Source organism: Promicromonospora xylanilytica (assembly GCF_054782895.1).
In genome coordinates, this window is sequence record NZ_BAAGRP010000002.1 from 137567 (window position 1) to 162882 (window position 25316).

The following is a 25316-nucleotide window of genomic DNA, read 5'->3' on the forward strand; positions in this document are numbered from 1 at the left end:
CCGGCCGTCGCCTCGCCGCTCCGCCGAGCTGTCCCGCCGAGTTGTCACGCTCCGTGCTGAGCGGTGAAGATGGGGCGCCCGAGGCGTGCGTCCCTCATGGCAATCTCCGGAGGGAATCCCTTGACGACCGCGACATCCGCAACGACCGGCACCACCGCCCCCAGTATCCGGCACGTCGACGCCGACGTCGCGCGCGGCCTGGCCGAACAGATCGTCCGGCGCAGTGACCACCTCCGTGCGATGGCCTACACGGCCGGACGGACCCAGGCGGACTCCTTCCGGCGGGTCGTGGCGGCAGGTATCGCACCCGACCTGGCATACGAGGACCTCAGGGACGCGGCGCGGTCGTCCGCGAGCGGTGCGGCAGGTCTCGGCCGGCCGCGCCCCGGCTGGTGGCGCGCGCTCGCCATGACCGTCGGCTACCAGAACATGTCGGCGGACGACCTGCACGACGCGGCACACATGTACCGGGTCTCCAGGCACCTGGCACCGAACGCGCGGTGGCGTACCGACGAGACGCGTCTCTACCTGCAGATCCTCCAGCTCACCGGCGCGACGGACGAGCTGGAGTCGGAGCTCGCCGTGGTCCAGGAGGTCCTCGAGGACGATCGACTGTCCCTCGAGGTCGACATCGCCGCCGCACGCCACGGTGTGGGCAGCGAGTCGTGGAACCGCAGCCTCGACGCCGTCGTGGGCCGCTGGGACGCCAGGCCGGTCCGGCTGACGCGTGACGGCGCGACACCGTTCGACAGCCTCGCGGCCCCCGGGCCGAGCGGGACCGAGGACGGCCCGCTGGTCACGGTCGTGATGTCCGCGTTCCGTCCCGGTCCGGAGATCTTCTCCGCCGTGCGTTCCATCCTCGACCAGACCTGGGGCAACCTCGAGCTGCTCGTCCTCGACGACGCCTCCGGCCCTGGCTTCGAGGACATCCTCGCCGACGTGGCAGGCCTCGACACCCGCGTGCGCGTCATCGTGCAGCCGCAGAACCGCGGGACGTACGCGGCCAGGAACCGCGCCGTACGAGAGGCGCGCGGCCAGTTCATCACCTTCCAGGACTCGGACGACTGGTCGCACCCCGAGCGCATCGCCCGGCAGGTCAGGCCCTTGCTGGAGAGCCGGGCCGTGCACTCGACCATGAGCCGGTCGATCCGCTGCACCGAAGAGCTCGGCTTCCAGCACCTCGCGATGCCGACGAGCCGCAAGAACGCGTCGTCGCTGATGTTCCCCCGGGCGGTCATCGAACGCTTCGGCGGGTTCGACCCGGTGCGCAAGAGCGCCGACACAGAGTTCCTGGAGCGGCTCGAGGCGGCACTCCCCGGTGAACAGCTCATCCTCGACGACCAGCTGGCCTTCGTCCGGCTGACCTCCGGATCGCTCTCCCGCGGAGACTTCCGCACGCGCTGGGTGCACCCCTCCCGCCGCGAGTACGCGGAGTCGTTCAAGGCATGGCACGAGCAGGTCAGGGCCGGCGCGGCGCCCTACGTGTCGCCGGACCCCGCACGGAGGTCGTTCGCCGCACCACGGAGGTTCGTCCAGAACACGGGAGTTCCGGTCGAGGCGCCCGACCTCGACGTCGTCCTGGCGGGGGACTTCCGCGCCGACTCGGACGGCGCGGTGTCGCTGTACGACGAGCTGACCGCGCTCGTCGAGCAGGGCCTGCGGGTGGGCATCACCGACCTGGAGCTGGCCGGCAGGCCGGAGTCCTTCCCCCAGGCGCTGTCGCCCGAGTTCCGCCGGCTCATCGACGAGGGCGTCGTGACCCACGTGCTGCCGACCGAAGAGGCACGTACGAACCTGCTGCTGATCCACGATCCGGCCGTGCTCCAGCTACCGTCCGCCGAGCCCCAGTCGCTCGACGCCGGCAACGTGGCGATCCTGGCCCATCGGGGCGGTACGGAGTCGACGGGCGGTGCGCTCTGGTCGGCGCGGGACGTCACCACGGCGGCCCGCGACCTCTTCGGCAATGAGCCCGTCTGGGTCCCCGCCGACGCAGCGGTCCGCGCGGAGCTCGCGGACGTGCCCGGCCTGCTGCTGCACCACGCCGACGCCGTCGACCCCGTCCTGCCCGGCCTGTGGCGCGCGCACCGGACCCGCACCCCGTCCGCCCGGCCGACCGTCGGGTTCGCGTCGTTCGAGGGCGCCGACCTGTGGCCGGCCTCGAAGGACGACTTCGTCGGTGCCTATCCCACCGACGACTCGGTCGACGTCCGCCTGCTCGGCGCACTCGACCACGTGTGGGCGGCCGTCGGACGACCGCCCGCCCAGTGGCTCGTCTACCGGGCCGGTGACGTCTCGCAGCGCAGGATGCTCCAGCAGCTCGACTACGTCCCCTGCTTCCCCGCCGAGGCCGTCCAGCGGCCGCCCGCGCACCTGGTGCGGGCGATGGCGGCGGGCGGCGTGGTGATCGTGCCCGAGCGGTTCCGGCCCGTCTACGGCGACGCGGCCGCCTACGCTGCACCGGGCGACGTCCTCGAGCTGGTCCGGCACCTGGAGGAGCACCCGGAGGAGCGTGCCGAGCTGGCGCGGGCGGCCGAGAGCTACCTCGCGGCACACCACGGCGCGGAGCAGTTCGCCGCGCTGGTGGGCGGTCTGCTCAAGACCGACGCAGGGACACGTCGGGAGGCGTGAGCCGCGCCCTCAGCGGGGCTTGCGCACGAAGGCGCGGAACCATCCCTCGCCCCGGGGAGCGGAGCTCTCCGGGGCAGGTGCCGTCGGTTGCGCGACCGGCTCGGGTTCGGCTTCGTCGGCGGGTTCGGGTACCGGCAGCAGGCCGAGCTTCTGCGCCCGGTTCGCTGTCGTGTACCGGCCGACCTCGGCCGGCTCCAATGCTTCGAGAAAGGACGTGACGGCGGTCCTGCGCTCCTCGAAGCGGTCGGGGTACATGCAGAACGCCACCGCCCGGACCAGGCTCTCCAGGTCGCCGGCGGCTGACCAGCGTCCGTCCTCGCGGAGCGCCGCGTCGGCCACGGCCCACGGGAGCCGGGCCGGGTTCGCGTAGGGCCGCAGCCGCTCCTTGACGAGCTTGGTGCCGACCGGCACCACACGGGCACCCTCCGCCCTGGCCCGCAGCAGTGTGGGCGACATCGTCCCGATCACGACGTCGGGCCGCAGCGCGAGGAGGTACGCCTCAGCGGGCGCGGGGCGCTCCACCAGCGTGACCCGCACAGCACCGGTGTCCAGGTCCGTCAGCCGGGTCGCCAGGTTGGCGGGGACGACCGGGTCGGCGAGCACCACTACCTCGTCCACGCCCTCGGCGACGGCGGCCTCGACCGCCTCGCGCCAGAGCGCCGTCTCCTCGTCCCGGCTCAGGAGGTCGCCGGTGACGAACGACTCGGCGAGGACGAGGGCCGTCCGGCCCTCGCGCGGGCCCGGCGCCACCGCGTCGGCCGCGGTCACCACCTCGTCGAGCAGCCCGCTCCACGCGTCGTCGGGGATCGCCACCGCGTCTACGCCCTGTTCCGGATGGTGCTCAGCGCCCTCCGGCCACGGCTTGAGGCCCTTGACGTGCTCCCGGTACAGGTACCGGCTCGTCCGCTGTGCCTGCGGCCAGCCGAGCGGCTGCGGCGCCGGACCGTATCCGGCGAGGTCCGTCACCAGGCGGACGACCTCGCAGCCGTAGAACGCGGACATCAGCCATTCGACGGGCTGCTCGGCGTGCGGCCGGTCGGCGACGATCACGACGGTGTCGTCGCCTATCCCCCAGGCCCCGCGGAGCAGACGCTCCAGCACCGGCCGGTCATCGCCGCGTGGTGACCAGCGGGTCGGGTCCAGGGGCTGCACGAGCTCGTCGAGCACGACGACGTCGTCGAACCGGCCCACCGCGGGGGCCAGGCCGGGCCGCTCGTGCGGCAACATCGCCGTCTCCGGGGCAGGCGCGCGGCCGAAGGACACGAGGACTCGTCTGCGCGGCCGGTCGAGCAGCCCCGCGTCGACGGCCGCCGCCGCTGCGAGCAGTGCGTCGGCCGAGGAGACCAGGACAAGCTGTGTCGTGCTCATCGTCTGTGGTTGCTGCTTTCTCCGAGGATGTGGAGCACCCGCGGACAGGCATCGTGCGCGGGGCACGCCGATTCTGGCAGACGTCCGGACCGGGCCGTGCCACCCCGCGTCACGGTCCGGTATCGCTCAGAGCTCCCGGGCGTCCGACTCCAGGAGTACCGGGATGCCGTCGCGGACCGGATAGGCCAGCGGCCGCTCCGGGTCCGTGGAGTGCAGCTCGGGTTCACCGCCAGGCCCCGTGCCATCCACCAGCGACGCGCCCGTGACGGGGCAGCGCAGGATCTCGCGCACCCACGGCTCCAGCTCGATACTCATCCCACAGCTCCTGTCCCGGCGTCGTCCGGGCTGTCGCCCGGCACCTGTTCGTCGTTCTTCGCCCGCACCAGCGACAGGACGTCGTCGCGGACCTTCTCCATGATGTCCTGGTCGGCGGCCTCCACGTTGAGCCGCAGGAGCGGCTCCGTGTTGGACGCCCGGAGGTTGAACCACCATTGCGGCTGCCCGTCCCAGTGGGACACCGTGACCCCGTCGAGCGTGTCGACCTCGATCTCGGGGTAGGCGAGACGATAGGCGTCCAGCACCCGGGTGGTGGCCTCGGCAGCCGACGAGACCCGCGAGTTGACCTCTCCGGAGGACACGTACGGCTCGTACATCTCCGCGACCTCGGACAGCGGGTGCGGTTGCGTGCCCAGGGCGGCGAGGACGTGCAGAGCCGCGAGCATGCCGGTGTCCGCGAAGAAGAAGTCCCTGAAGTAGTAGTGCGCGCTGTGCTCGCCGCCGAACACCGCCTCGTTCGAGGCCATCTCCGCCTTGATGAACGAGTGCCCCACCCGCGTGCGGACCACCTTCGCCCGCGCGGCGGACAACAGGTCCGGGACCGCACGAGACGTGATCAGGTTGTGGATGACGGTGGGGGTACGCCCCGCCGCCTTCTCCTTCTCGACCTCCCGCAGCCCCACCAGAGCGGTGATCGCCGACGGCGACACGGGAACGCCCTTCTCGTCCACGACGAAGCAGCGGTCGGCGTCGCCGTCGAACGCGAGCCCGATGTCGGCGCCGTTCGCGACCACCGCCGTCTGCAGGTCGATCAGGTTGGCCGGCTCCAGCGGGTTGGCCTCATGGTTCGGGAAAGTGCCGTCCAGCTCGAAGTACATCGGCACCAGATCCAGCGGCAGCTCCGGCAGGCCTGCCGCGGTGCCGAGCACCGCGGGTACCGTGAGCCCTGCCATACCGTTGCCCGCGTCGACGACGACCTTGAGCGGCCTGACGCCGGACAGGTCCACCAGGTCCCGCAGGAAGGCCGCGTACTCGGCCAGCATGTCCCGGTCGGTCACGGCCGCGCTCGGCGCTTCCGCACCGGCCGCGCTTTCGTCGCCCGATCCTGCGCCGCTCGTGCCCGTCGGCACCCCGTCGAGCAGCGCCTGCGCGACCTCCCGGATCTCCGCGAGCCCCGTGGCCTCCCCGACCGGCCGCGCGCCGGAGCGGCACAGCTTGATCCCGTTGTACTCGGCCGGGTTGTGGCTGGCCGTGAACATGGCCCCCGGCAGGCCGAGGACACCCGACGCGTGGTACAGCCCGTCGGTGGAGCACAGCCCGATCCGGATCACGTCGACGCCCTCGGCCGTGAGCCCTGCGGCGAACGCGTCCACGAGGTCCGGGCCGGAGTCGCGCATGTCGCGCCCGACGACGACGGATGGGCGCGCGTCGCCCGCCGCGTCGGGAAGCACCACCACCTGGGCGAACGCCGCCCCGATCGCACGTGCCACGTCCGGCGAGAGCTCGTCGGGGACCAGTCCCCGCACGTCGTACGCCTTGATGATCCTGCTGAGGTCGAGAGCCACCTCGCCAGCCTACGCGAGCGGCGAGCCCCTACGGCCGGGGGTGCACCCGTTGCGCGAGCACGTCCTCGACCAGCACGGCCGCACGCGCCCGGAAGTCGTGCTCCGTCCGGACATGGTCGGACAGCGCCCGCAACGTCACCTCGTCGTACCAGGACTCGCTCCCCTCGGCGAGCACCGCGTGCAGTTCCTCGGGTGTCGTGAATCGCGCCAGACCTCGCCCCGACAAGACGGGGCGAACGATCTCGTCGAGGCCCTGGACGTCGTCGGTCAGGAGCCGGCCGCCGGACGCAAGGATGTCGAAGACGCGGTTGGAGACGAACCCGAGGTCACGCATGTCGGGCCAGGTGTCGTTCAGCGCCCAGGCCGCCGAGCGGTAGTAGCGGCGGACGATCTCGTTCGGGACGTAGGAACCAGCGATCACCTCGGAGGGCAGAAATCTCTCCCAGCTCGACCCGTAGACGACGAAAGGCGTGCCGGACCGCGCAGCCTCGACCGCCACCGGGCGCGGTTTGCCTCGTGAGTTGCCCACCAGCACGGCCTTGCCGACGACGTCCTCGACAGGATCGTCGTCGATGTAGAACCGGCTCGAGTCGGTGCACTGCAGGAGCGACCGCACCGGGAGTTCCCACCGGGAAGAGGTGTCGCGCGCCCAGGTGAGGCTCGCGGCGTACCGCAGGTCATAACCGGCAAGCTCACGCGCAGTGACATCCTCCGGGTGGCTGATGACCCAGACGACGCTTGTCGCGTCGGCAGGCAGCCGTGCGGGGCGCAGCCCTCGAAGCATGAGAACGACGTCGTCGCGATACGACGTCTCGCGGCCGTCGTTCGGCCCGTAGTCGACGACTACCTGCTGGCCGAGCTCACGTAGCGCGGCAGCCAGCGAGCCGGCGAAGTGGAAGTCGCCCCACTGGCGCGCACGGTCGCTGGCGGGCATGGCGGTCTTGATCGCCCAGCGCAGAGTCGGCGGCGCCTCGAGCACCGCTGAGCGTTCGCGTGCGGACAGCCACAGCGCACGTGTCCATGACTTCGGGCGATCCGGAACGGTAAGGGCCGCCAGACCGACGAACACCGGCGCAAGGTCGAATTCCTCGAACAGCTCCGTGGAGCCGGAGGGCACTCGCCCCCACGCCGCACGGAACGCAGCAAGATCCTGGTCCGGATCCGCGGTGTCGTCGAAGACACCACCGGCGGCACAGGTCGCGACCAGATCGCGTACCACGACCACGGGTCGGCCCTCGTGCGCGGCGAGCCTCTGCGACAGGTCGATGTCGGCCCACAGCGCGCTGGGCCGGCTCGGTGCCTGCGGGCCCGCCGACTGCTGTACCGCCCGTACGGAGTCCGTTCGGGCAACCAGAGGGGCCGGCGCTCCCGGTACCGGGAACCATCGCCGGGACCAGGAGACGCTGTCAGGGTGCACACCCTTGAGAAACGGCACCGGGTCCTTCCCGTGAGGTGGGTAGGCCACGCCCGCGTCCCGTACGAGCAGGTCGTCGTCCAGCACGACAGGGTGCACGACGGCTGCGCTGGACTCCTCGAGCGCCACCAACCAGTCGCGCAAGGTTCCGTCCCGGAAGGCCTGCCGCGCGGACGTCAGCACCGTGTACTCGCCCCGCGCCCCATGCACCGCCTCGTCGACGGCTGAGGACACCCCGGCATCGTGGGAGACAGACACGAAGCGCACCTCGCACCGGGCAAGGCGAGCCAGCGCCCGCCCGACGACCGCTTGGCGACGCTCGCCGGGCGCGAGGAGGACGACCTCGACGGGCTGCGCCTGCCCGCCGTCGCCCCTTCGTACGGCCTGGTCGGCCGTGCGAAGGGCGGCGACCACGTCGGTTGTGGCGTCACAGTCGACGACCACGATGCTCACCAGGCCAGGCACCGTAGCCTCCGCCACACGGTCCCGCCAGGAGCCGGTCGGACTGTCCTCCGGATCACGCTGCTCCGAGCGCAGCACCTCCCGTACGTCGGACAGCGTCACGCCGTCACGCAACCACACGGCCTCAGGTGCCAACGGGAGCGGCGCCCGCGAGCCGTCGTCCGCCAGGAAGGCCGCCAGCGGGCTGCGGTCCGCGTCGCGGGGACTGTCGAGCCGTGCCGGGTCGAAGAGCGGCGACGTCGCCGACCTCCACGCATTGCCGGTGCCTCTGAGGTAGGTGACGAGTGGGTCGGTGCTGTCACGCGCCCACCGCAGCGGCCGGAAGTGCGCCGGGAAGAACAGAGGGTGGGGCGACCACCCCGACCGCCTACCGTGCGCGAGATAGTGCCGCACGGCCTCGGCGGGTTCCGAGAACTCGGTGCCCGCCTGAGCCGCGTACCACTCGGTGTCGAAGACACCCGAGCCCAGCACCAGATCCACGACGGGTTCCGACGTGCTGACGGGCTCCGCAGGCCCCTTCTTCGGTTCGCCCTGCTGTCCGTTCGGTTCGCCCTGCTGTCCGAGCGACCGCAGAGCACGACCGTCTCTGAGCGCACTGATGAGCTTGCGGGGGCGGAAGTCCACGGCGACAGCGTAGCGAGAGCGAGCCCTAAGGCGCGGACGACAGTTCTGCGTCGAGCAGCTCGGGGCCCGGCGCGAGCTCCCGCGGTAGCACGTCGCGCAGCGCTACCCAACGCTTGGGGCCGGACTGCTGGAGCTGGACGCGCACCAGCTCGGCGGGGAAGGTCGCGATCAGGTCCGTCGCGCGCCGGTTCAGCTCTGCCAGCAGCTCGGCGGGCATGTGCTCGGCGAACCCTAGGTGGTGATCCACGATCGCGAGCACGGTCCGGGCGAGCTTGGGCAGGAACCGGTCGGTCTCCCGGTCCGCTTCGAGGAGCTGACGGATCTCCGCGAAGGCGAGGGTGAAGTCCAGCCTCCGCTCGTCGTAGACCTGCGTCAGGGACGTCGAGACCCCGCGGCGGTAGCAGACGCCGGTGTGGTTGGTGACGACGTACGCGGCACCTTCCAGGTGCAGCCGCCACACCCAGGTCCGGTCGGTAGCGGTGCGCATGCCGTCGGAGAAGGTCAGCAACCCGTCGTCGGCGATCGCCCGGTCGTAGACGCCGGCCCATCCGTAGGGATAGTCGACCATCGTCGGCCGGTCGGTCGGCAGGATCGATTCTCGCGGGTCCAGCACCTGACCCCGGACCGGCTGCATGGCTCGGACGATCCGGCGCTGTCCCGCCTGGACGGTGACGTGGTCGTGCCGCAGGATCGGCACGCCGACCGCCCCGATCGCGTCGGTCACCTGCTGCAGGTGCCGTGGCGCGTACCAGTCGTCGCCGTCGAGGTAGGTGATGTACCGGCCGGTGGACTCGGCCAGGCCTTGGTTGCGCGCCGTCGCGGCCCCTACCGCCTCCGTGTTGCGCAGCACCTTCAGGTGGGGCAGCCGGTCGGCGTAGCTCGCGGCGATGTCGGGAGTGGCATCGCTCGAGCCGTCGTCGACCACCACGACCTCGAGGTCGCGCGCGTCGTCGAACTGCCGGGTGAGGCTGGTCATCGCGTCGTCGAGGTAGAGCTCGGTGTCGCGGACCGGCATCACGACCGAGACACGCGGCGTGCGTGATGGCATCTGGGGGCGCTCTTTCTGCTCGGGTGAGTGGCTCCGCTACGTCGGCGTGCGGCGGCACGGCAGATTGTTGCAGATGTGCGAGGCCTCGCTGGGACGTCTGGACCGCCTTCGCCGTCCCGGCGTGCACACCCGTCGGTTCGGGTGCAGCCACTATTCCCTGCGGATCCAGAACGACTGGTTCGAATGGAAGAGTTCGTCCTGACCGCTGGGGTCAAGCGGGTAGTAGGACCTGTGCAACCAGCCGTAGTAGCGAGCGTGGGCTCCCAACCTCCTCGCTCCCTGGGGGCAGACAGCTCCGGTGCGACAGCGACGAACGTCCGAGCCACCTACCCTCACCTCTGCACGGCCGGACCGCCTTCACTCTTTGGTCGCAGTTGCCGGGCTATCCTGACGCGGTGCTTGCCGTAGCCCAGTTTCACGCGCCCCTGCCGCTGACCAACACGATCCAGCGGTACGACTGGGGGTCCGTCGATGCGGTACCCCACCTGCTCGGCACCGAGCCCGACGGGGAGCCGCAGGCCGAGCTGTGGCTCGGCGCGCACACCAGCGCTCCGTCGGTCAGCGTCATCGAGGGCGAGGACGTCGCGCTCGATCGCCTGGTGCGCGAGGCGCCCGTGCAGACGCTCGGCCACCGCGTGGCCGAGCAGTTCGGCCCGCGCCTGCCGTACCTGATGAAGGTCCTCGCGGCCGGCAAGGCCCTCTCTCTCCAGGTGCACCCGTCGCCGCGGCAGGCCCGGGAGGGCTTCGCGCGCGAGAACAAGGCAGGCCTGCCGCTCTCGTCGCCGAAGCGGTCGTTCAAGGACGACCAGCACAAGCCCGAGATGGTCGTGGCTCTGTCCCAGTTCGAGGGCCTCGCGGGCTTCCGCACGCCGCGCACCATCCTCGACGTGCTGGAGGGCCTGCCGGGCGACCTCGTCGAGGGTGTTCGCGCCGCGCTGCTGCGCGACCGGAGCCACGACGGCATGCGTGACGCCTTCAACCACCTGCTGTCCGCCAGGTCGGACGAGGCCTGCGCGGCCGACATCCAGGTCACCCTGGACTCGGTGCGCGCCCGCCTCGCGAACGGCTCGCCGTTCGAGCGCGCCGACCGCACGGTGGTCGACCTCGCCGAGCAGCACCCCGGCGACCCGGGCGCCATCGCGTCGCTCATGCTCAACCGGTTCTCGCTCGAGCCGGGTGAGGCCGCCTTCACGCCCGCCGGTGTGGTGCACGCCTATCTGTCGGGGCTCGGCATCGAGATCATGGCCAGCTCGGACAACGTGCTGCGCGCTGGGCTCACCGCCAAGCTCGTGGACGAGGAGAACCTCGTCGCCTGCACCGTGTTCGCGCCGCAGCAGCCGTCCATCCCCGAGATGACGACGGCGGGCAGCCGCGGCCAGGTGCACACGTACCGCGTGCCGGTCACGGAGTTCGCGCTCACGACCGCCGACGTCGACCCCTCCGAGCCCGTCACGCTGCCCGCGACGGGTCCGCGAATCCTGCTCTGCCTGGCCGGCGAGCTGAAGCTCGACGCCGACCGCTCGGAGGAGGGGCCACAGCGCCTCGTGCAGGGCGAGTCGGTCTTCGTGCCGCACGATGCGGGCAACCTGGTGCTGTCGGGCGCCGGCCACGCGGTCTGCGCCTGGGTCCCGTGATCGCGGTCTGGTGACCCGTTAGGGCGAGTGGTCGGTAAAAGGTCAGGTGGTCGGCACCCCGGGGTGCCGACCACCTGACCTTTTACCGACCACTCTGCGTCCGGCCCGGCCCGGGACGGGCCCGCCCGGCCGGGTCCGGCCCCGCTCAGGCCGAGCTGTCGTCGTCCGCGCGCAGGACGCGCAGGTGGCCTCGGCGTGCCGTCTCCGTCACCGTCGGCGGCTCTGCCGGACGCCGCGCCTTCCCGGCCTCGCGCACCGCGTCGGCCAGGGCGGACAGGTCGTCCGGGCTGGGCCCCGCGTCCTCGAACTCGGGCATGAGGCGCACCACCTCCCAGCCGCGCGGCGCGGTCAGCCGTTCGGCATGCTCCGCGCACAGGTCGTAGCTGTGGGGCTCGGCCAGGTGCGCAAGCGGACCCAGTACCGCCGTCGAGTCCGCGTACACATACGTGAGCGTCGCTACGGCCGCGTTGGTACAGGCCGAGCGCGAACACTGTCTCACCGATCTCACGCGCCGAGACTACGCCCTGACCGGGCACAACGTGCCGAACACGCCCGGGCGGTCAGGGCCGTAACGGCGGAGTGTCCGTTCCGGCACGCCGGATTGCCCGTGTCACCAGCAGTCCGGCACCGGCGAGGAGCAGGTCGAGCACGGTGAGGATCACCCGGCTGACGAGCACCGCGAGCGCCGCAGCAGGTGCGGGCAGCGCCCCGGCGAGCACGGCGGCGAGCACGAGCTCACGCACACCCGCGCCGGCCGGCGCGACCACGAAGAGGAACCCGGCGGTCCACGCGAGCGCCCAGCCGCCGGCCGCCAGGGCGAACGTGCGCACGGTGGGTGACAGCCCGAGCGCCGCACAGAGCACCCAGAGCTGGGCGCCCGCGACGAGCCATCCGGCCACCGACCACGCGGCGGCGCGGCCGAGGCCGCCCCACGTCATCGGGTGCTCCAGCGAGCCCCGCCGGGCGACCCGCACGGCCAGGCCGACCAGCCGGTTGAGCACGGGCGGGGCGAGCACCACCACCACGACGGGCGCGGCCCAGACCACCCAGGACCAGGCCCCCAGCGCATCGGCGGAGACGAACGGCAGCGCCACTGCGCCCACGGCGGCACCTGACGCGACCGACACGGCGACGGCGACCAGCATCGACGCGGCCGACCTGCTGCGCGGTACGTCGTGTCCGGCGCCGACCTCCGCTGCGGCCACGACGTTCCAGACGCCACCGGGCACGTACTTGCCGAGCTGGCTGATCCCGAAGACCGCGACGGCGCTCCGCAGCGACAGGGGCGAGCCCAGGTCCGTGAGGACGGCGCGCCAGGCCAGCAGGGTGCACCACACGTAGAGGGCACCGAGCGCGACGACGACGACGAGGTCCGTCGCGGACAGGTCGGCGGCGGCCCTGGTCAGGGCAGCGCGGTTGCCGAGCACGTACCAGACGGCCAGCGCGAGGGCGGTCCCGAGGAAGCCCCAGCGCACCCACGGCGAGCGGAGCACCCTCACAGGGCGTCCAGCCGGCGCAGCCGTGCGACCAGCGGCTCGGTGACCACCTGCGGGCGGATCCGGTCGCGGCCGCGCGCGGCGCGGTCCCGGGCGGCGGCCAGCTCCGCCGGGTCGCAGAGCCGGGCGAGGCGGTCCGCGAGTGCCCCCGAGTCCGCCGTGGGGACGAGCTCGACGTGCTGTCCCACCGCCCGGCGCTGGGGCGGGGTGTCCGAGGTGACGACCACGCAGCCGGCGGCGAGCCCCTGGTAGACCTTGTTCGGCACCACGCGCACGCCCTTCGGGGTGTCGCTGAAGATGCCGAGGCAGACCTGGTGGTCCGCGACGAGGGTGGGGAGCTCGTCGGGCTCCACCCAGTCGTGCCAGGTCACGCCCGGCGTCCCGGCCAGGATCTCGCGCGCCCGGGGCAGCTCCTGCCCGGAGCCGACCATCGTGACGCGCAGCGGCGCGCCGCCCGCGACGGCGTCGCGCACGGCCTCTGCGATGACGGGCGCGCCCTGCAACGGGGTGTACAGCCCGTAGAACACGACGGACAGCACCTCGTCGCCGGGGGGCGGGCCGGGCGCGCGCCAGGAGTCCGGGGCACCGACGAGCACGACCACGCCCTTGTCCGGGTCGGGGAGCATCCGGCGGTGCTCCTCGGTGTCGGTCACGACCACGTCGGCACAGGCGACGGCCAGCCGGTCGAGGCCGGTGAGCAGCCTGACGCGCAGGCCGGCCGCGCCGCGGTCGGCGGCGGTGTCTCCCGCGAAGACCAGGTGGTCGAGCACGACCACCGACCGGGGGTACAGCAGCCGCGCGAGGAGTACGTCGAAGTGCCCCAGGTACCCGACGAGCACCGCCCGGGGCCGGCCGTCGGCCCGCCGCTGCCGCACCGTGTCGGCGACCAGCCCGGCCCAGCGGCGCAGCAGCCGGGCGGCGAGGACCGGCAGCCGCCACGGCTGCTGGAGCATGCGGACGCGCTCGGCCGTGGAGAGGCCGAGCGGCCGGTTCAGCTCGGTGACCTTGACGCCGTGGGCGCGCAGCCCGGCGACGAGGACGGCGATCCGGGGGTGCCGTGCGGCGTCGTACGTGCCGAACGCGATCACTAGACGACCGCCGGGACGTCCGCGGGTCCGGCGCTCTGGGACCGGGTCGTGGACGGTTCCAGCGGCAGGGCCCGCTCGACGGGCCCCGGCTCGTTGCCCGCGGACGGCTGCCGGTTCTCCGCCGGCCCGGGCGCCGCCGTCGTGCCGTACTGCACGTCCTTGAGCCGCTCGAGGGTCTCCTCGAGCAGCACCCGGTTGGTGCGCTGCAGGTCGGCCAGCACGAGCAGGGCGAAGCTGAGCAGGGCGCCCACGAGGGAGGTCGCGCCGAGCACTATCGACTGGAGGTGCTGTCCGCCGGTACCCGTGGCCAGCAGCACGGCGTAGCGGCCGAACGGGACCGCGGCGCCGAGCGCGAAGACGAGGCCGAGGGTGATGAAGACGGCGTGCGGCTTGTACATCACGTAGGACCGGCTGATCGCCTGGCCCGACTTGGCGATGTGCTGCCACATGCTCGAGAAGAGCCGCGACTCCCGGGTCTTCGGGTTGGTGGTGACCGGCAGGCTCTGGATCCGCAGGCGCTTGTGCCCGGCCTGGATGATGGTCTCCATGCAATAGCTGAACTGCGTGACGACGTTGAGCCGCATCAATGCCCCGCGAGAATACGCACGGAATCCGCTGGCGGCGTCCGGGAGGTCGGTTCCCGCAGCGAAGTTCACGACTTTGCTGCCGACCTTCTGCAGCGCCTTCTTCAACGGCGAGAAATGCTCGATCGTCCCGGTCTGCCGGTCGGCGATCACGATGTCGGCGTCGCCGAGCACGACGGGCATCACCAGGTCGCCGATCCGTTCCTGCGGGTACTGGTTGTCGCCGTCGGTGTTCACCACGATGTCCGCCCCGTGCCGGAGCGCGTAGTCGATACCGTCCCTGAACGACCTGGCCAGACCCATGTTCCGGGTGTGGTGCACGAAGTGCCGCACGCCGAGGCGACGCGCCACCTCAACAGTGCCGTCCGTGGACCCGTCGTCAACGACCAGGATTTCGATCTCGTCGATCCCAGGGATTTCCCGGGGAATAGTGGCAAGCACGAGAGGAAGGGTTTCTTCCTCGTTCAAACAGGGAATCTGCACGAACAGCTTCATGGCCCTGTACTTTCACTAGCGGGCTTTGGGCAAGCAGTGAGTGGCGTCACAAGCGTAAGCACGACACATGACCAGGGGATGAACATCAGGTGCCCTGGAGCGACTGTTACCCGGACGTGATCAGCGGGCCGGGAACGGCACTCGGGTCGTGGTTAGTCTGCTCGCGTGACCCGACCCCGCACGGTCCCGGTCGTCGTGTGGCTGATCGTGCTCCTGCACCTCGTGGTGATGCTCGGCCAGACCGCCGCGTTCCCCAACGTCCGCTCGCCCGACGAACGCCAGCACGTGGACCTGATCCTCCAGGTGCGCCAGGGCGACGCCTGGCCGTGGCCAGGGCCGGGCACCACCTACGTCACCCAGGGCGTGACGGCGGGCGGCTTCGTCGAGGCCGACAGCCTGGACGGTCCCGTGCACCTGGCGGACCGCCAGGACGTCCCGCCGCGTGGCGAGCGGCCCTCGTACCTGGAGGCCGGCGGCTCCGCCACCATGACGGCGGAGCTGCCGGGCGGCGGCGCCGAGCCGGTCTTCAACCAGCTCGTCCAGCACCCGCCCCTGTACTACCTGCTCGGCGCCGCCGTCGTCGGCCTAGTACCCGGCTGGCAGGACGCCCCGCTCGACCAGGTGTGGCTGCTCCTGCGCTGGTGGAACGCGCTGCTCGCGCTGCCGCTGCCGCTGCTGCTGTTCGCCACCGCCCGGCGCCTGCGCCTGCCCGAGCCGCTCCCGGTCGCCGCGGCGCTGGCCCCGCTCGGCATCCCCGAGCTGACCCACCTGGCGTCCGCCGTCAACAACGACAACCTCCTGGTCGCCCTCGGTGCGTGCGCGACGCTCCTGGTCGTCCGGGTCCTCACCGGCGACCTGAGCCGCCGCACGGCGGCCGTGCTCGGGCTGGTCACCATGCTCGCGCTGCTGACCAAGGGCTTCGCCCTCATGCTCCCCGCGTGGGTCCTGCTCGCCTACGTGGTCGCCGCGTACTGGGAGCGCACCCGCCTCCGGGCCGCGGCGGCGGCGCTCCTCGTGGCGGCGGCCGTGGCCCTTCCCGGGGTCGCCTGGTGGGTCCGCAACCTCGTGGTCCACGGCATGCTGCAGCCGCACGGCACGCACGCCGACCCGCCCGACCTCACCCCGGTCCACGGCTGGTCCGACGGCGGCCTCGCGTGGCTGGGCCGGTTCACCGAGCGCATGGTCACGCTCTTCTTCGTCCAGGACCACGCCGCCGCGCGGGACCACGACGCCTCGTGGTGGATGGCCCGCGTGGCGCTCGTGGTGATCCTCGCGGGGCTCTGCGCCGCCCTGGTGCGGCGGCCGCTCCGCCGGCTCGACACCCTCGTGCTGCTGTTCCCCGTGCCGGCCCTCGCCGGCATCGTCGCCCGCGGCTCGTGGGAGCAGTTCGCGGCGTTCCACGAGCTCGGCGCGGCCCAGCAGGGCCGGTACCTGTACACCGGGCTCGTCGGGCTGCTGGTCGTCGCCGTCGCCGGCGCGGCGGTGCTGCGGCCCCGGTGGCGCCGAACCGTGCCGCTCGCCCTGCTCGTCCTCGCCGGTGCGATGCACCTGGCCTTCCAGCACGACGTGTGGCGGCTGTACTGGATGCCCCACGACGACGGACCGGACGCGTTCCTGCGGGCCGTGGCCGCCGTCGGGTACTGGTACGCCCTCCCGAGCGCCGTGCTGGTCGCAGTTGCGGCCGCCGGCCTGGCGCTCTGCGCCGCCGTCACCGTCTCGCTCACGCGGTCCGCCGTCGGCGACGGGCGGCCCGGCCGCCCCGCCCGGCCGGCCCCCGACCCCCTGGTGACCACATGATGCGCGCGCTCCCCCGGTCCGTCCTCCGGCTCCGGCTCGACGGCCGGGCCGAGCGGGTCGCCCTCCTCGCCGCCACGGTCTCCGGGATGCTCCTGGCCCTGCTGGTCGCCCTCGCCGACGCCCCGTACGCGACCGGGGACGAGCCCCCGCACGTCGACTACGCCTACCAGGTGTGGCACGGCGAGCTCCCCGTCTTCGAGGACGGACTCGAGCTGCGGCCCGACGGCGCCTGGCTCGCCCCCGTGCAGTGGACCGCCCAGCACCCCCCGCTCTACTACCTGCTCATCGCGCCGCTGGTGGGCCCCCTGGCGGATGCCGGCCACCCGGTCGCGGCCGTCTATGCCGCCCGCGGGGTGAACGTGCTGCTCAGCGGCGTCTTCGTGCTGGCGGCCGGGTGGAGCGCCCGGCGTCTGACGCGGCCGGGCAGCGTGCTGCCCCCGCTCGTCGCGTTCCTCGCCGGTGCCATGCCCGCCGCCGCCCACGTGGGCGGCAACGCCTACAACGACCTGCTGGCCGCCACCGGGGTCACCGTGCTGTTCGGGCTCGCGGCCACCGCCGTGCGCCGAGGGCTCGACGCCCGGCTGGTCGCGCTGCTGTCACTGGTCGCGGCGGCCTGCGCCCTGACCCGGTTGTCGGCGGCCCTCATCGCCGCCGTGGTCGCCGCCGTCGCCCTGGCCGCCGGTGCGGTCCGGGCGGCGCAGCGCCGCGGCCGGTGGGCGCACGTGGTCGCGCTCGCGCTGGCCGGGCCGGGCGCCGTGCTGCTCACCAGCGGGTGGTTCTACCTGCGCAACGTGCGGCTCACCGGCACGGTCACCGGTTCCCACTTCGACTGGGCGCTGGAGAACCAGAACCGGCAGGAGCGGCCCGTCTGGGCGGTGCTCGCCGACCCCGAGACCTGGCTCCGCCTCCCCGACCTCTTCTGGTGGGCCGGGCGCCTCCCACCGAACACGCCGCTCACCGTGACCACGCTGGTGGTCACGGCCCTGCTGCTGGTGTGGACGCCGCTGGTCCTCGCGCTCGTCACCGCGGTCCGACGCCGTGCCCTCCTGGTCGAGCGGTCACCGGACGGTCTGCTGCTGCGCGGCCTTCCGGTCGTCGCGGCCCTCGTCGCGGTGTCCGTGCAGGTGGCGTACGCCTCCAGCAGCGGAGGGGTGTACCCGCGCTACCTGCTGGTGGTGTCCCTCGCCCTGTGCCTCGCGGTGGCGGCAGGCCTCGCGGTGCGACCCCGGCTGCTCGTCCCCGCCTGGACCGCACTGACCGTGCTCGACCTGGCCGTCTGGCTCTCGGTCGAGCTGGCCACACCCGCGGAGCCGGGGTTCTACGCCGAGGCGTCGCTGCCCGCGGCGGTCGTCGGCGTGCTGGCCGCCGCGGCCGTCGTCGGCTCGGCGGCGCTCGCGCTGCGCGCGGTCGCGGAGCTCGGCGCCGAGCCGGCTGACACCGAGCCGGTCGGCGCCGAGCGCGAGAAGCGGGCCGAGGCCACCACGGCAGCCGCACCGACGAGCACCGCGACGGACCCGACCAGCGCGAGCTGAAGGCCGGTCAGCGGGCTCCACCCGGCCCAACGGGCCGCCGCGTCGGCCACGGACTGCCCCGGGCCCTGGTAGAAGCCCCAGAACCCGTAGGCCAGCCCGCAGGCCGCGGCGGTCCCCGCAGCGCCGGTCACCCAGGGCACCGCCGCGCGCAGCCGGTGCCCGAGCAGGGCGGACAGGCCCAGCGCCGTCCCCGCGCCGAGCGCGAGGAGCCCCGCGAACAGGTACCGGCCCTGCACGGCGGAGATCCAGCCGTGGGCCGAGTAGTCCGGCCAGGCGTTGACCAGGACGCCGCACCACAGGGCGGCGGGCAGCAGCAGGAGCGCAGCGGTCGCCCGCCGCGCCGGTCCGCGGACCACGGCCAGGCCGCACAGCGCGGCGACGACGACGGCGGCGGTCCAGAAGACGACGTCGGGCACGCGCACCTCCAGCCAGCCGAAGTTGCCGAAGAACGACCTGGTCAGGCTCGTCACCACGGTCCTGAGGAAGTACCAGAGGCCGTGCGGCTCGTCCTCCACGAACCGGTCCGGGATGCCGACGGGCTGCACCGTGCCCAGCACCAGCAGGTTGCGCAGCCACCACCAGCCGCCGACCGCGAGCGCCACCCCGCCGGCGACGAGCACCCCCACCGCGCGGCGGGTACGCGGCCCGGAGGCGAGCAGGTAGGCGGCCACCACCACGGGCACCGCGAACGCCGCCATGACCTTGGTGAGCAGCCCCACCCCGACCACCACGCCGAGCCCTGCCGCGGTCCGCAGCCGCAGGTCGCCGGTCAGCACCCGGGCGCTCAGGTAGGCGATCACCGCTCCGCTGAGCGTGACCAGCGCGTCGTTGGTCACGCTGCTCATGATGTGCCCCACCTGCGGCACGAACAGCGTGAACGACGCGGCCACCAGCGCCGCGGCGCGCGACCGGGACAGGCGCAGCACCGCCGCGGCGGTCAGCAGCGGCACGGGGACCAGGAGCGCGACGTCGAACAGGCGCAGCACCAGGAGCTGGAGGTCCCAGCGCGCCTCGGCGGTACCCGTGGCGTGCAGCACGCCGGCCGCCACCGCGTAGTACAGCGGCGGGTGCTGCGTCATCTGGTCGACGGCGGCCGGGTCGAGCCCCCGCGTGTCGGTACCGGGCGGGACCACGTCGGCGAGGGCGTTCTCACCCGAGACCGTGCCCCGCTCGCTGTCCGGCGTCGGCGGTACGGCGACGAAGGCGGGTATGCCCTCCCGGTCGAGGTGCCTGCCGGGCACGTCGGTCTCGAGCGCCGCCTGGTCACGCGCCTCGTCCAGCGCCGGGCCCACGAGGGCCTCGCCGGCGGCCGGCCAGCCGCCGCCGTACGCGAGCCGCAGCACGCTGTTGACGTGCTGTGGCTCGTCGGGCGCCCGGAACGCCGGGGTCAGGACCGCCCAGAGCACACCGACCACCGTCACGAGAGCCGTGGTCAGGGCGAGGGCTCGGCGGTACGCCGACTCGGCGGGATCGTCGCGCACACGCACAGGATATGGGCGAACCTGCACCACGGTCGTCCGGTCCGTTCCGAGAATGCGATCCGGCATGGTCCCGGGCGCTGGAGCATGCCGGATCGCATTCTCGAAGCGGACCGCGCGGAGGCGAGGCCGACCGTGGCGGTGCCGAGCCGCACCCCCGATCGGACGTATCGTCGGTAGGTGCCTCCGTTTTCTCCTCGTGGCCGGAACCGGCGGTCGGACCGCGGTACCGGACCGGCCGGCAGCTCCTCCGGTACCCCCAGCGGCTCCCCCGGCCCGGCCAGCCCGTCCGCCCTCCCCAAGGCGTCCCAGGCCGACCTGCTCCGGCTCGCCGCCACCCGTCCGGACGGCGCCGGTGCGACGCCGGGTGAGCCCGCCCGTCCGCGGCGCCGGGACCGCCGCGGCCGTGGCCTGCGCGGCCCCATGTTCCCGCCGGGTACGCCGGCGCACCGCACGCGGGCGCAGCGGTTCGACGAGCTCGTGCTCGACGTCGTCGAGGACCTCGACCGGGTCTGGGCGGCGCACCTGCGCGGTACCGAGTTCGCGGTGGAGGACGTGCCGCCCTCGGACCCGGCGCCGTGGGAGGACGGCGGTGTGCTGCTCGGCCGGTTCTTCCCCGCCGAGGCAGGCCGGCCCGGACGCGTGGTGGTCTACCGGCGGCCGGTCGAGGCGCGGGCCTTCGACCGGGACGACCTCGCCGACCTGGTGCGCGACGTCGTCGTGGAGCAGGTGGCGCACATGCTGGCCAGGACGCCTGAGGAGATCGACCCGAACTTCGGCGACCGGTCCTGAACCGGAGCCCTGCGCCGCCCGCGAGGGCTCAGCCGGCGTCGACCCGGCGCACGTGTACGTCCCCGCCCGCCGCGAGCGGGGCCGTGGGCGTCAGCACCGAGAAGAGCGACTCGTCGTCCTCCTCGGCGAGGCGCACCGACCAGACCACCCCGGGCTCGTCGGAGGGCTGTTCCGCGATCACGGCGACGGCGTCACCGAGCTCCGCCAGCTCGGCCTCGTCCACCTCGACCGTCTGTCCGGTGGGTACCTCGACCGTGTGGGTCCAGGCCTCCTCGCCGTCCGGCCCGACGCCGCGCAGCGCCACCTCGGTGCTGCCGTCCACGTCCCCGATCCGGTCCGGGTGCCGCTCGTCGGGCACGCCGCTCAGCGTCACCCCGTAGGCGACGTGCTCCGGGACGGCGACCGCGCCGTCGGCCACGGCGCCCCCCGCGGGCACCGCCTGCCCGGCGAGCCAGGCCCGGTCGTACGGGTCGTCGTCGATCACGGCGTCCTGCGCGGCCTTGCCCTCCCGGTCCAGGGCTGCTCCCGCGACGACCGGGACGTCGGCGTCGACGACCACCGTGTAGGCGCCCTCGGGCAGCCCACCGAGGGGCAGGGTGGTGAGCCGGCCGGGTTCGAGCGCCACCTCCTCACCACCCCGCAGCCGGACCGGCCCGTCCGGGCCGAGCACGGAGAGACGGGCGGTCCCGGCGGTGTCGCCCGGGGCGAGGAGGGCGAGCCGCGGCGCGTGCGGGTCGTCGACGGCCTCTCCGGTACTGACCACGCCGGACACCGCCGTCGTTCGTGACGGGGCGCCGGAGCCCACGACGAGGTCCGCGCCGGCGGGCAGCAGCCCCTCGATGCGGTGGTGCTGAACGTAGGCGCCGACCCGTCCGCCCTTCGCGGTGACGTGCAGCGCGAGGCGGCTCTGGTCGGGCGCGACGGCCTCGAGCATGGTGACCACCTGCTCGCCCGGGGGCACCACGACGAGCGACTGGCTCCCCAGGACCACCGGGCCGGACGCGCCCCACGCCTCCAGCGTCACGGTGGCGGGCGTCCGGCCGGGGTTCTGCAGCACCAGGCGGCCGCTGGACCCCACCGACGTGCTGCCGCCCACCAGCCAGTGCTCGACGGCCGGCGCGGCGCACGGCCCGGCGACGAGTCCACGCAGGTCACCGGCGGTGGTCACGGACGCGACCGTCCCGGTCGCGTAGGTGGCCCCGCTCGGCGTCACGCGCAGCGTGCGGGCACCGTCCACCTCGCCGGCACGCACGTGGGCGAGGTCGCCCGCGTCGAGCGGGCCGGTGAGGTCGGCCGACGCAGCCCCGTCGAGAGCGGTCACCGACGGCTCCGCGCCCTCCGCGCCGTCCAGCACGGCGGTGGTCAGCGACGTCGTGGTCTTGACGGGGGCCGCGCTGAACTCGTCGTCGCCGACGTCCGGCTGCCGCAGCTCCGCCGGTGCTGGGCAGACCAGCCCGGTCTCGGCGGCGGCCACGGGGATCGCGCGCACCTCGTCCGTCGGCGCCACGGCGGCGGGTCCCCCGCCGTCGGTGACGGCGAGCGCGCCCACCGCCATGGCGCACAGCAGACCACCGACCGCGGCCGCCGTCCGCCGGGCGGCCGCGGGAACCCCTCGCTTCGTGCGCTTCATCGAACCCTCCTGCGTCCCACCGGCAGGGCCAGGAGGGCGAAGACCACCAGCGTGAACGTCGTGAGCACCAGCCAGGCCGTGCGGTGGGGCGCCTCGTAGCGCACCACGAGGTGCCCGGGGTCGGGCCCGAGCGCGAAGGTCTGCAGGCCGGTCGCGTCGGGCACCGGCTCCAGCCGGCGTCCGTCCAGCGTCGCGTGCCAGCCGGAGCCCGCCGCCTCCGCGAGGACGACGGTGCGGTCCGTGCCGCCCGCCTCGACGTCGGCACGGACCGTCGTGCCCGCCGACGCCAGCGTCTCGCCGGGGGTCCCCGACTCCTCGACGCGGGCCCAGCCCGGCGCCGGCTCGCCCTCGGGCGCTACCCGCCACACCGAGACGTCCTGCCCCTCGGTGACCCGGCTCAGGCCGGGGACCATGTCGAGCGTGGCCGTGAGGTCACCGACGGCCCCGGCTCCGGCACCCGAGCCGGCGGACCGGACCTGCACCGCGCCGATACCCAGGTCGGCCAGCCGGCCCGGCACCCCCTCCGTCGCACCGGAGACCAGCGCGGCGACCGCGGCGTCCAGCGCCACGGCGGGCTCGCCTCCCGCTGCGCGATCCCCGCCCGACGTCGCGCGCGCCGCCGCCGAGACGTCGGCGAGCTGCGAGCCGTCGGCCCGCAGCAGCGCGTACTCGACGGTGCCCTCGACAGCGGTGCCCTCGGCGTCCGCGGCGAACCCGACCTCGAGCACACGCGCCTGCCGCGGCGGGGCCTGCATCTGCTGCCCGACGGCGGGCACCACCGGGGCGGTCGCGACGTGCAGCATCCCGGCCCGTCCGGCAGCCGCGACGCTTCCGGAGCCGGTCAGCCACGCGGCGGCCTGTGCGGCAGGGAGCAGGAGGGCGAGCACGACCAGCCCGACCACGGCGACCCGGCGTGTCCCGCCGAGGAAGCCGCGGAGCGTCGTCCCCCACCCCGAGAGGGCCTGGGCGCCCGCGAGGGCGGCGGTGCCGAGACCGAGGACGAGCAGCGAGAGCCCCGGGCCGGACCACCGGCCGTCGTCCTGGGCGAGCACCGCGACGGCGAGACCCGCTGCCGCGACCAGCCAGCCCACCAGCGTCGTCCCGGCGACGTGCCGCCCGGTGCCGGCACCTCGTCCGCGGCCGATCTGCAGCAGCGCCGCGACGAGACCGACCACCGCCAGGGCGAGCACCAGCGCGCCGAGGGCCCACGGGCCCGCCGTCACGACGGCGCGGACGCCGAGCAGGAACGGGCCGCCGTCGGGCACGTCGAACCAGGGGGCGGGGGCCGACGGCAGGCCGAGCAGCAGCTCGAGGCCCGACGCGGTACCCGGCGCGGGGACGCCCGACCCGGCCAGCGGCTCGGCCGTCAGCAGGCCTCGGTCGCCGTCCCGCAGCACCGTCCACCACAGCGGGGCGCCCACGACGAGGGCCGGACCGAGCGTGAGCGCCAGGTAGCCGCGACGGCGCGGCGCCACGAGCACGGAACCCGTCAGCACGAGGACGGCGGCGGGCAGCAGCGCGGGAGCCCCGGCCACCACGCAGGCGAGCAGCAGCCCGGCCGCTCCGGCCGCGCCCAGCGACCCGGCGCTCGGCCGGGACGTACGAGCGGCGGCACCGGCCTGCTCCTCGGCGGCGCCGTCGGCCGGACCGAGCCGGTCGACGGCCTGCGCGCCCACGGCACGGACGAGCGCGACGGCGGTCCAGGGCAGCAGCGCGTGCGCCACGACACCGCCGAAGAGGCCGCCTTCCAGCGCCCCGAGGAACGCGGGCGCGACCGTCCACGCGAGCGCGGCGAGCACCCGCAGCCACACCGAGCGCGTCACCGTGCCCGCGGCGGCCCACGCACCGACGGCGGCTACCGGCAGCGCCAGCAGGAGCACCGCGTCCACCGCATGCTGCAGGGAGCCGCCGACCAGGGCCGACAGGCCGGTCAGGACGAGCAGCAGGGGGTCCGCCGCCGCGGCGGTACCCAGCCCGTCCCGCACCCAGCCGGACGTCGCGGCCGACCACGCCGACGCCGTGGTACCGCCCGCGGGGAGCAGCGCCCCGCCGACCAGCCGGCCGCCCGACGCAAGGGCTCCGAACGCCGGACCGAACAGCGCCGCCGCCAGCCCGACCGCGGCGAGCACGACCACGGCGAGCGCCGAGCGGCGGCGGACGGCCAGCACGTGCAGCTCCGCCTGCTCCAGCTCGGACGGGGCGTCGACCCGGTGGGCCTCGCCGCGGGCGAGCCGTCTGTCACGCCGTTCCGCCGCCACCTCGCGCCAGGTGCCCAGCAGCGGTCGCAGCACGCTGCGCGGCACCGTCGACGTGCGCGCGATGCGCCGCCGCGCGCGCAGCAGCGGCCCCAGACGGAACACCGCCCACAGCGGCGCGAGGAGTTCGTCGCGGGCCTGCTCCGGCTGCTTCATGGCCAGCCGGTAGCCCGCCGCGAACGGCGCCCACAGCACCATCGCGAGCATCGCGAACGGCAGGGTCCATGGCGCGACCGACGTCAGCCGCAGGTAGAGCTGGCTACGGCGCCGCGCACCGGACGAGCCCGGGGCGTGCAGGGCGACCTGCGCGTGCCGCACCACGGCGTCCGGCACCACGACCACGCGGTGGCCGGCGAGCCGCACGCGGAGGCAGAAGTCGGTCGAGTCGCCGAGCTGGCCGTAGACCGGGTCCGTGCCGCCGACCTCCCGCCAGACGGACGCGCGCACGAGCGCCCCGGCGAGGCCGACCGCGAGGACGTCCTCGCGCGAGTCGTGCTGCCCCTGGTCGATCTCCGTGTCGTCGATGCCGGTCATCCGGCGGCTGAGCGGCGACACGGTGTGGCCCACCTCGACCAGCACCCCGCGGTCGGACAGCTCGGGGTCGAGGGGCTCGCCGTCGGGGCCCGACTCCCAGCGGCGCTGCTTGCAGCCCGCCACGGCCACCGCGTTCGAGTGCTCCACCGCACGGGTCAGGGCCGCGAGGGCGCCGGGCGCCGGCGCCGAGTCGTCGTGCAGGAACCAGAGCCAGCCGCGCTCCGGCGCGTTCGTCGCGGCGAGAGCGGCCGTGATCGCGTCGCCGAAGGTCCGGGCGCCGGCGCCGGCCACGAAGCGCGCGCCGCCGAGCTGCAGGTCCTGGTGGCCCGACGTGGCAGGGGCGGTGTCCACGTCGACGACGATGACGTCGTCCGGGGTGCGCACCTGGGTCCGCAGCGCGGCGAGCGTCGCGGCGAGGTAGGGGCTGCTGCCGCGCGTGACCACGACCGCGGTCACCGTGACGGCCCTCGGCGCGGGTGCGGAGGACTGGGCGGGCACCTTGGCCCACACGGGCCCGACCGTGGCCTCGTGGGGACCCCGGTCCGGGCTGGGAGCCGACAGGCTGTCGGTACGTGGAGCGCTCATCTCGCTTCACATCATGCGGCGCGTCTGCGCC

The 25316-nt window shown here is 74.0% G+C and carries 16 protein-coding genes; 4 read left to right on the forward strand and 12 right to left on the reverse strand.

The annotated features are described in order from the left end of the window. Positions 1-120 precede the first annotated feature (120 nt). Complete coding sequence (locus ACYVK7_RS02400) at positions 121-2628, forward strand: glycosyltransferase (protein WP_460886077.1); 2508 nt, start codon at positions 121-123, stop codon at positions 2626-2628. Positions 2629-2637: 9 nt separating this feature from the next. Here ACYVK7_RS02400 and ACYVK7_RS02405 read toward each other — a convergent pair whose 3' ends face one another. The 5 genes from ACYVK7_RS02405 to ACYVK7_RS02425 form a co-directional block, all read right to left on the reverse strand. After that, positions 2638-3996 carry a hypothetical protein gene (locus tag ACYVK7_RS02405; RefSeq protein ID WP_460886078.1) on the reverse strand — a complete coding sequence of 453 codons (1359 nt, stop codon included), beginning with the start codon at positions 3994-3996 and terminating at the stop codon, positions 2638-2640. A 126-nt stretch (positions 3997-4122) separates the two neighbouring features. Beyond that, complete coding sequence (locus ACYVK7_RS02410) at positions 4123-4311, reverse strand: Trm112 family protein (RefSeq protein WP_460886079.1); 189 nt, start codon at positions 4309-4311, stop codon at positions 4123-4125. Further along, the gene (locus ACYVK7_RS02415; protein WP_460886080.1) at positions 4308-5837 is read right to left on the reverse strand and encodes a phosphomannomutase/phosphoglucomutase; all 1530 of its coding nucleotides are present in this window, start codon (positions 5835-5837) and stop codon (positions 4308-4310) included. The genes ACYVK7_RS02410 and ACYVK7_RS02415 overlap by 4 nt, the downstream gene beginning before the upstream one ends. A 28-nt stretch (positions 5838-5865) precedes the next feature. Continuing rightward, positions 5866-8337, reverse strand: a complete 2472-nt coding sequence (locus tag ACYVK7_RS02420) for a glycosyltransferase family protein (protein ID WP_460886081.1) — start codon at positions 8335-8337, stop codon at positions 5866-5868. 25 nt (positions 8338-8362) lie between these two features. Next, positions 8363-9385: a glycosyltransferase family 2 protein gene (locus ACYVK7_RS02425; RefSeq protein ID WP_460886082.1), complete on the reverse strand. Its 1023-nt coding sequence runs from the start codon at positions 9383-9385 to the stop codon at positions 8363-8365. Between the two features lie 395 nt (positions 9386-9780). Between ACYVK7_RS02425 and manA the strand changes: the two genes are divergently transcribed. Continuing rightward, positions 9781-11019, forward strand: coding sequence for a mannose-6-phosphate isomerase, class I (gene manA, locus ACYVK7_RS02430; RefSeq protein WP_460886083.1), 1239 nt, complete (start codon positions 9781-9783; stop codon positions 11017-11019). Between the two features lie 145 nt (positions 11020-11164). Here the strand turns inward: manA and ACYVK7_RS02435 are convergent, their stop codons facing one another. Genes ACYVK7_RS02435 through ACYVK7_RS02450 form a run of 4 tightly spaced genes read right to left on the reverse strand, consistent with a single transcriptional unit; the run spans position 11165 to position 14682 of the window. After that, entirely contained in the window at positions 11165-11527 is a 363-nt protein-coding gene (locus ACYVK7_RS02435) for a DUF3499 domain-containing protein (protein WP_460886084.1), read from the reverse strand. A 52-nt stretch (positions 11528-11579) separates the two neighbouring features. Continuing rightward, positions 11580-12518: a lysylphosphatidylglycerol synthase domain-containing protein gene (locus tag ACYVK7_RS02440; RefSeq protein WP_460886085.1), complete on the reverse strand. Its 939-nt coding sequence runs from the start codon at positions 12516-12518 to the stop codon at positions 11580-11582. Then, on the reverse strand, positions 12515-13603 hold the full coding sequence (locus tag ACYVK7_RS02445) for a glycosyltransferase (RefSeq protein WP_460886086.1): 1089 nt from the start codon (positions 13601-13603) through the stop codon (positions 12515-12517). Before ACYVK7_RS02445 ends, ACYVK7_RS02440 begins: the two co-directional genes overlap by 4 nt. Further along, positions 13603-14682 carry a glycosyltransferase family 2 protein gene (locus ACYVK7_RS02450; RefSeq protein WP_460886087.1) on the reverse strand — a complete coding sequence of 360 codons (1080 nt, stop codon included), beginning with the start codon at positions 14680-14682 and terminating at the stop codon, positions 13603-13605. Before ACYVK7_RS02450 ends, ACYVK7_RS02445 begins: the two co-directional genes overlap by 1 nt. A 165-nt stretch (positions 14683-14847) precedes the next feature. Between ACYVK7_RS02450 and ACYVK7_RS02455 the strand changes: the two genes are divergently transcribed. Next, entirely contained in the window at positions 14848-16479 is a 1632-nt protein-coding gene (locus ACYVK7_RS02455; RefSeq protein ID WP_460886088.1) for a glycosyltransferase family 39 protein, read from the forward strand. Positions 16480-17797: 1318 nt separating this feature from the next. On the opposite strand, the gene ACYVK7_RS02460 is transcribed toward ACYVK7_RS02455, so the two are convergent. After that, on the reverse strand, positions 17798-19492 hold the full coding sequence (locus ACYVK7_RS02460; protein ID WP_460886089.1) for a DUF2142 domain-containing protein: 1695 nt from the start codon (positions 19490-19492) through the stop codon (positions 17798-17800). A 177-nt stretch (positions 19493-19669) separates the two neighbouring features. On the opposite strand from ACYVK7_RS02460, the gene ACYVK7_RS02465 reads away from it, so the two are divergent. Further along, positions 19670-20281 carry a metallopeptidase family protein gene (locus ACYVK7_RS02465; RefSeq protein ID WP_460886090.1) on the forward strand — a complete coding sequence of 204 codons (612 nt, stop codon included), beginning with the start codon at positions 19670-19672 and terminating at the stop codon, positions 20279-20281. 28 nt (positions 20282-20309) lie between these two features. On the opposite strand, the gene ACYVK7_RS02470 is transcribed toward ACYVK7_RS02465, so the two are convergent. Both ACYVK7_RS02470 and ACYVK7_RS02475 read right to left on the reverse strand, forming a co-directional pair. After that, complete coding sequence (locus tag ACYVK7_RS02470) at positions 20310-21911, reverse strand: DUF5719 family protein (RefSeq protein WP_460886091.1); 1602 nt, start codon at positions 21909-21911, stop codon at positions 20310-20312. Continuing rightward, positions 21908-25285 (reverse strand): glycosyltransferase family 2 protein, encoded by a 3378-nt coding sequence (locus ACYVK7_RS02475; RefSeq protein WP_460886092.1) that lies wholly within the window; start codon positions 25283-25285, stop codon positions 21908-21910. The genes ACYVK7_RS02470 and ACYVK7_RS02475 overlap by 4 nt, the downstream gene beginning before the upstream one ends. Positions 25286-25316 lie beyond the last annotated feature (31 nt).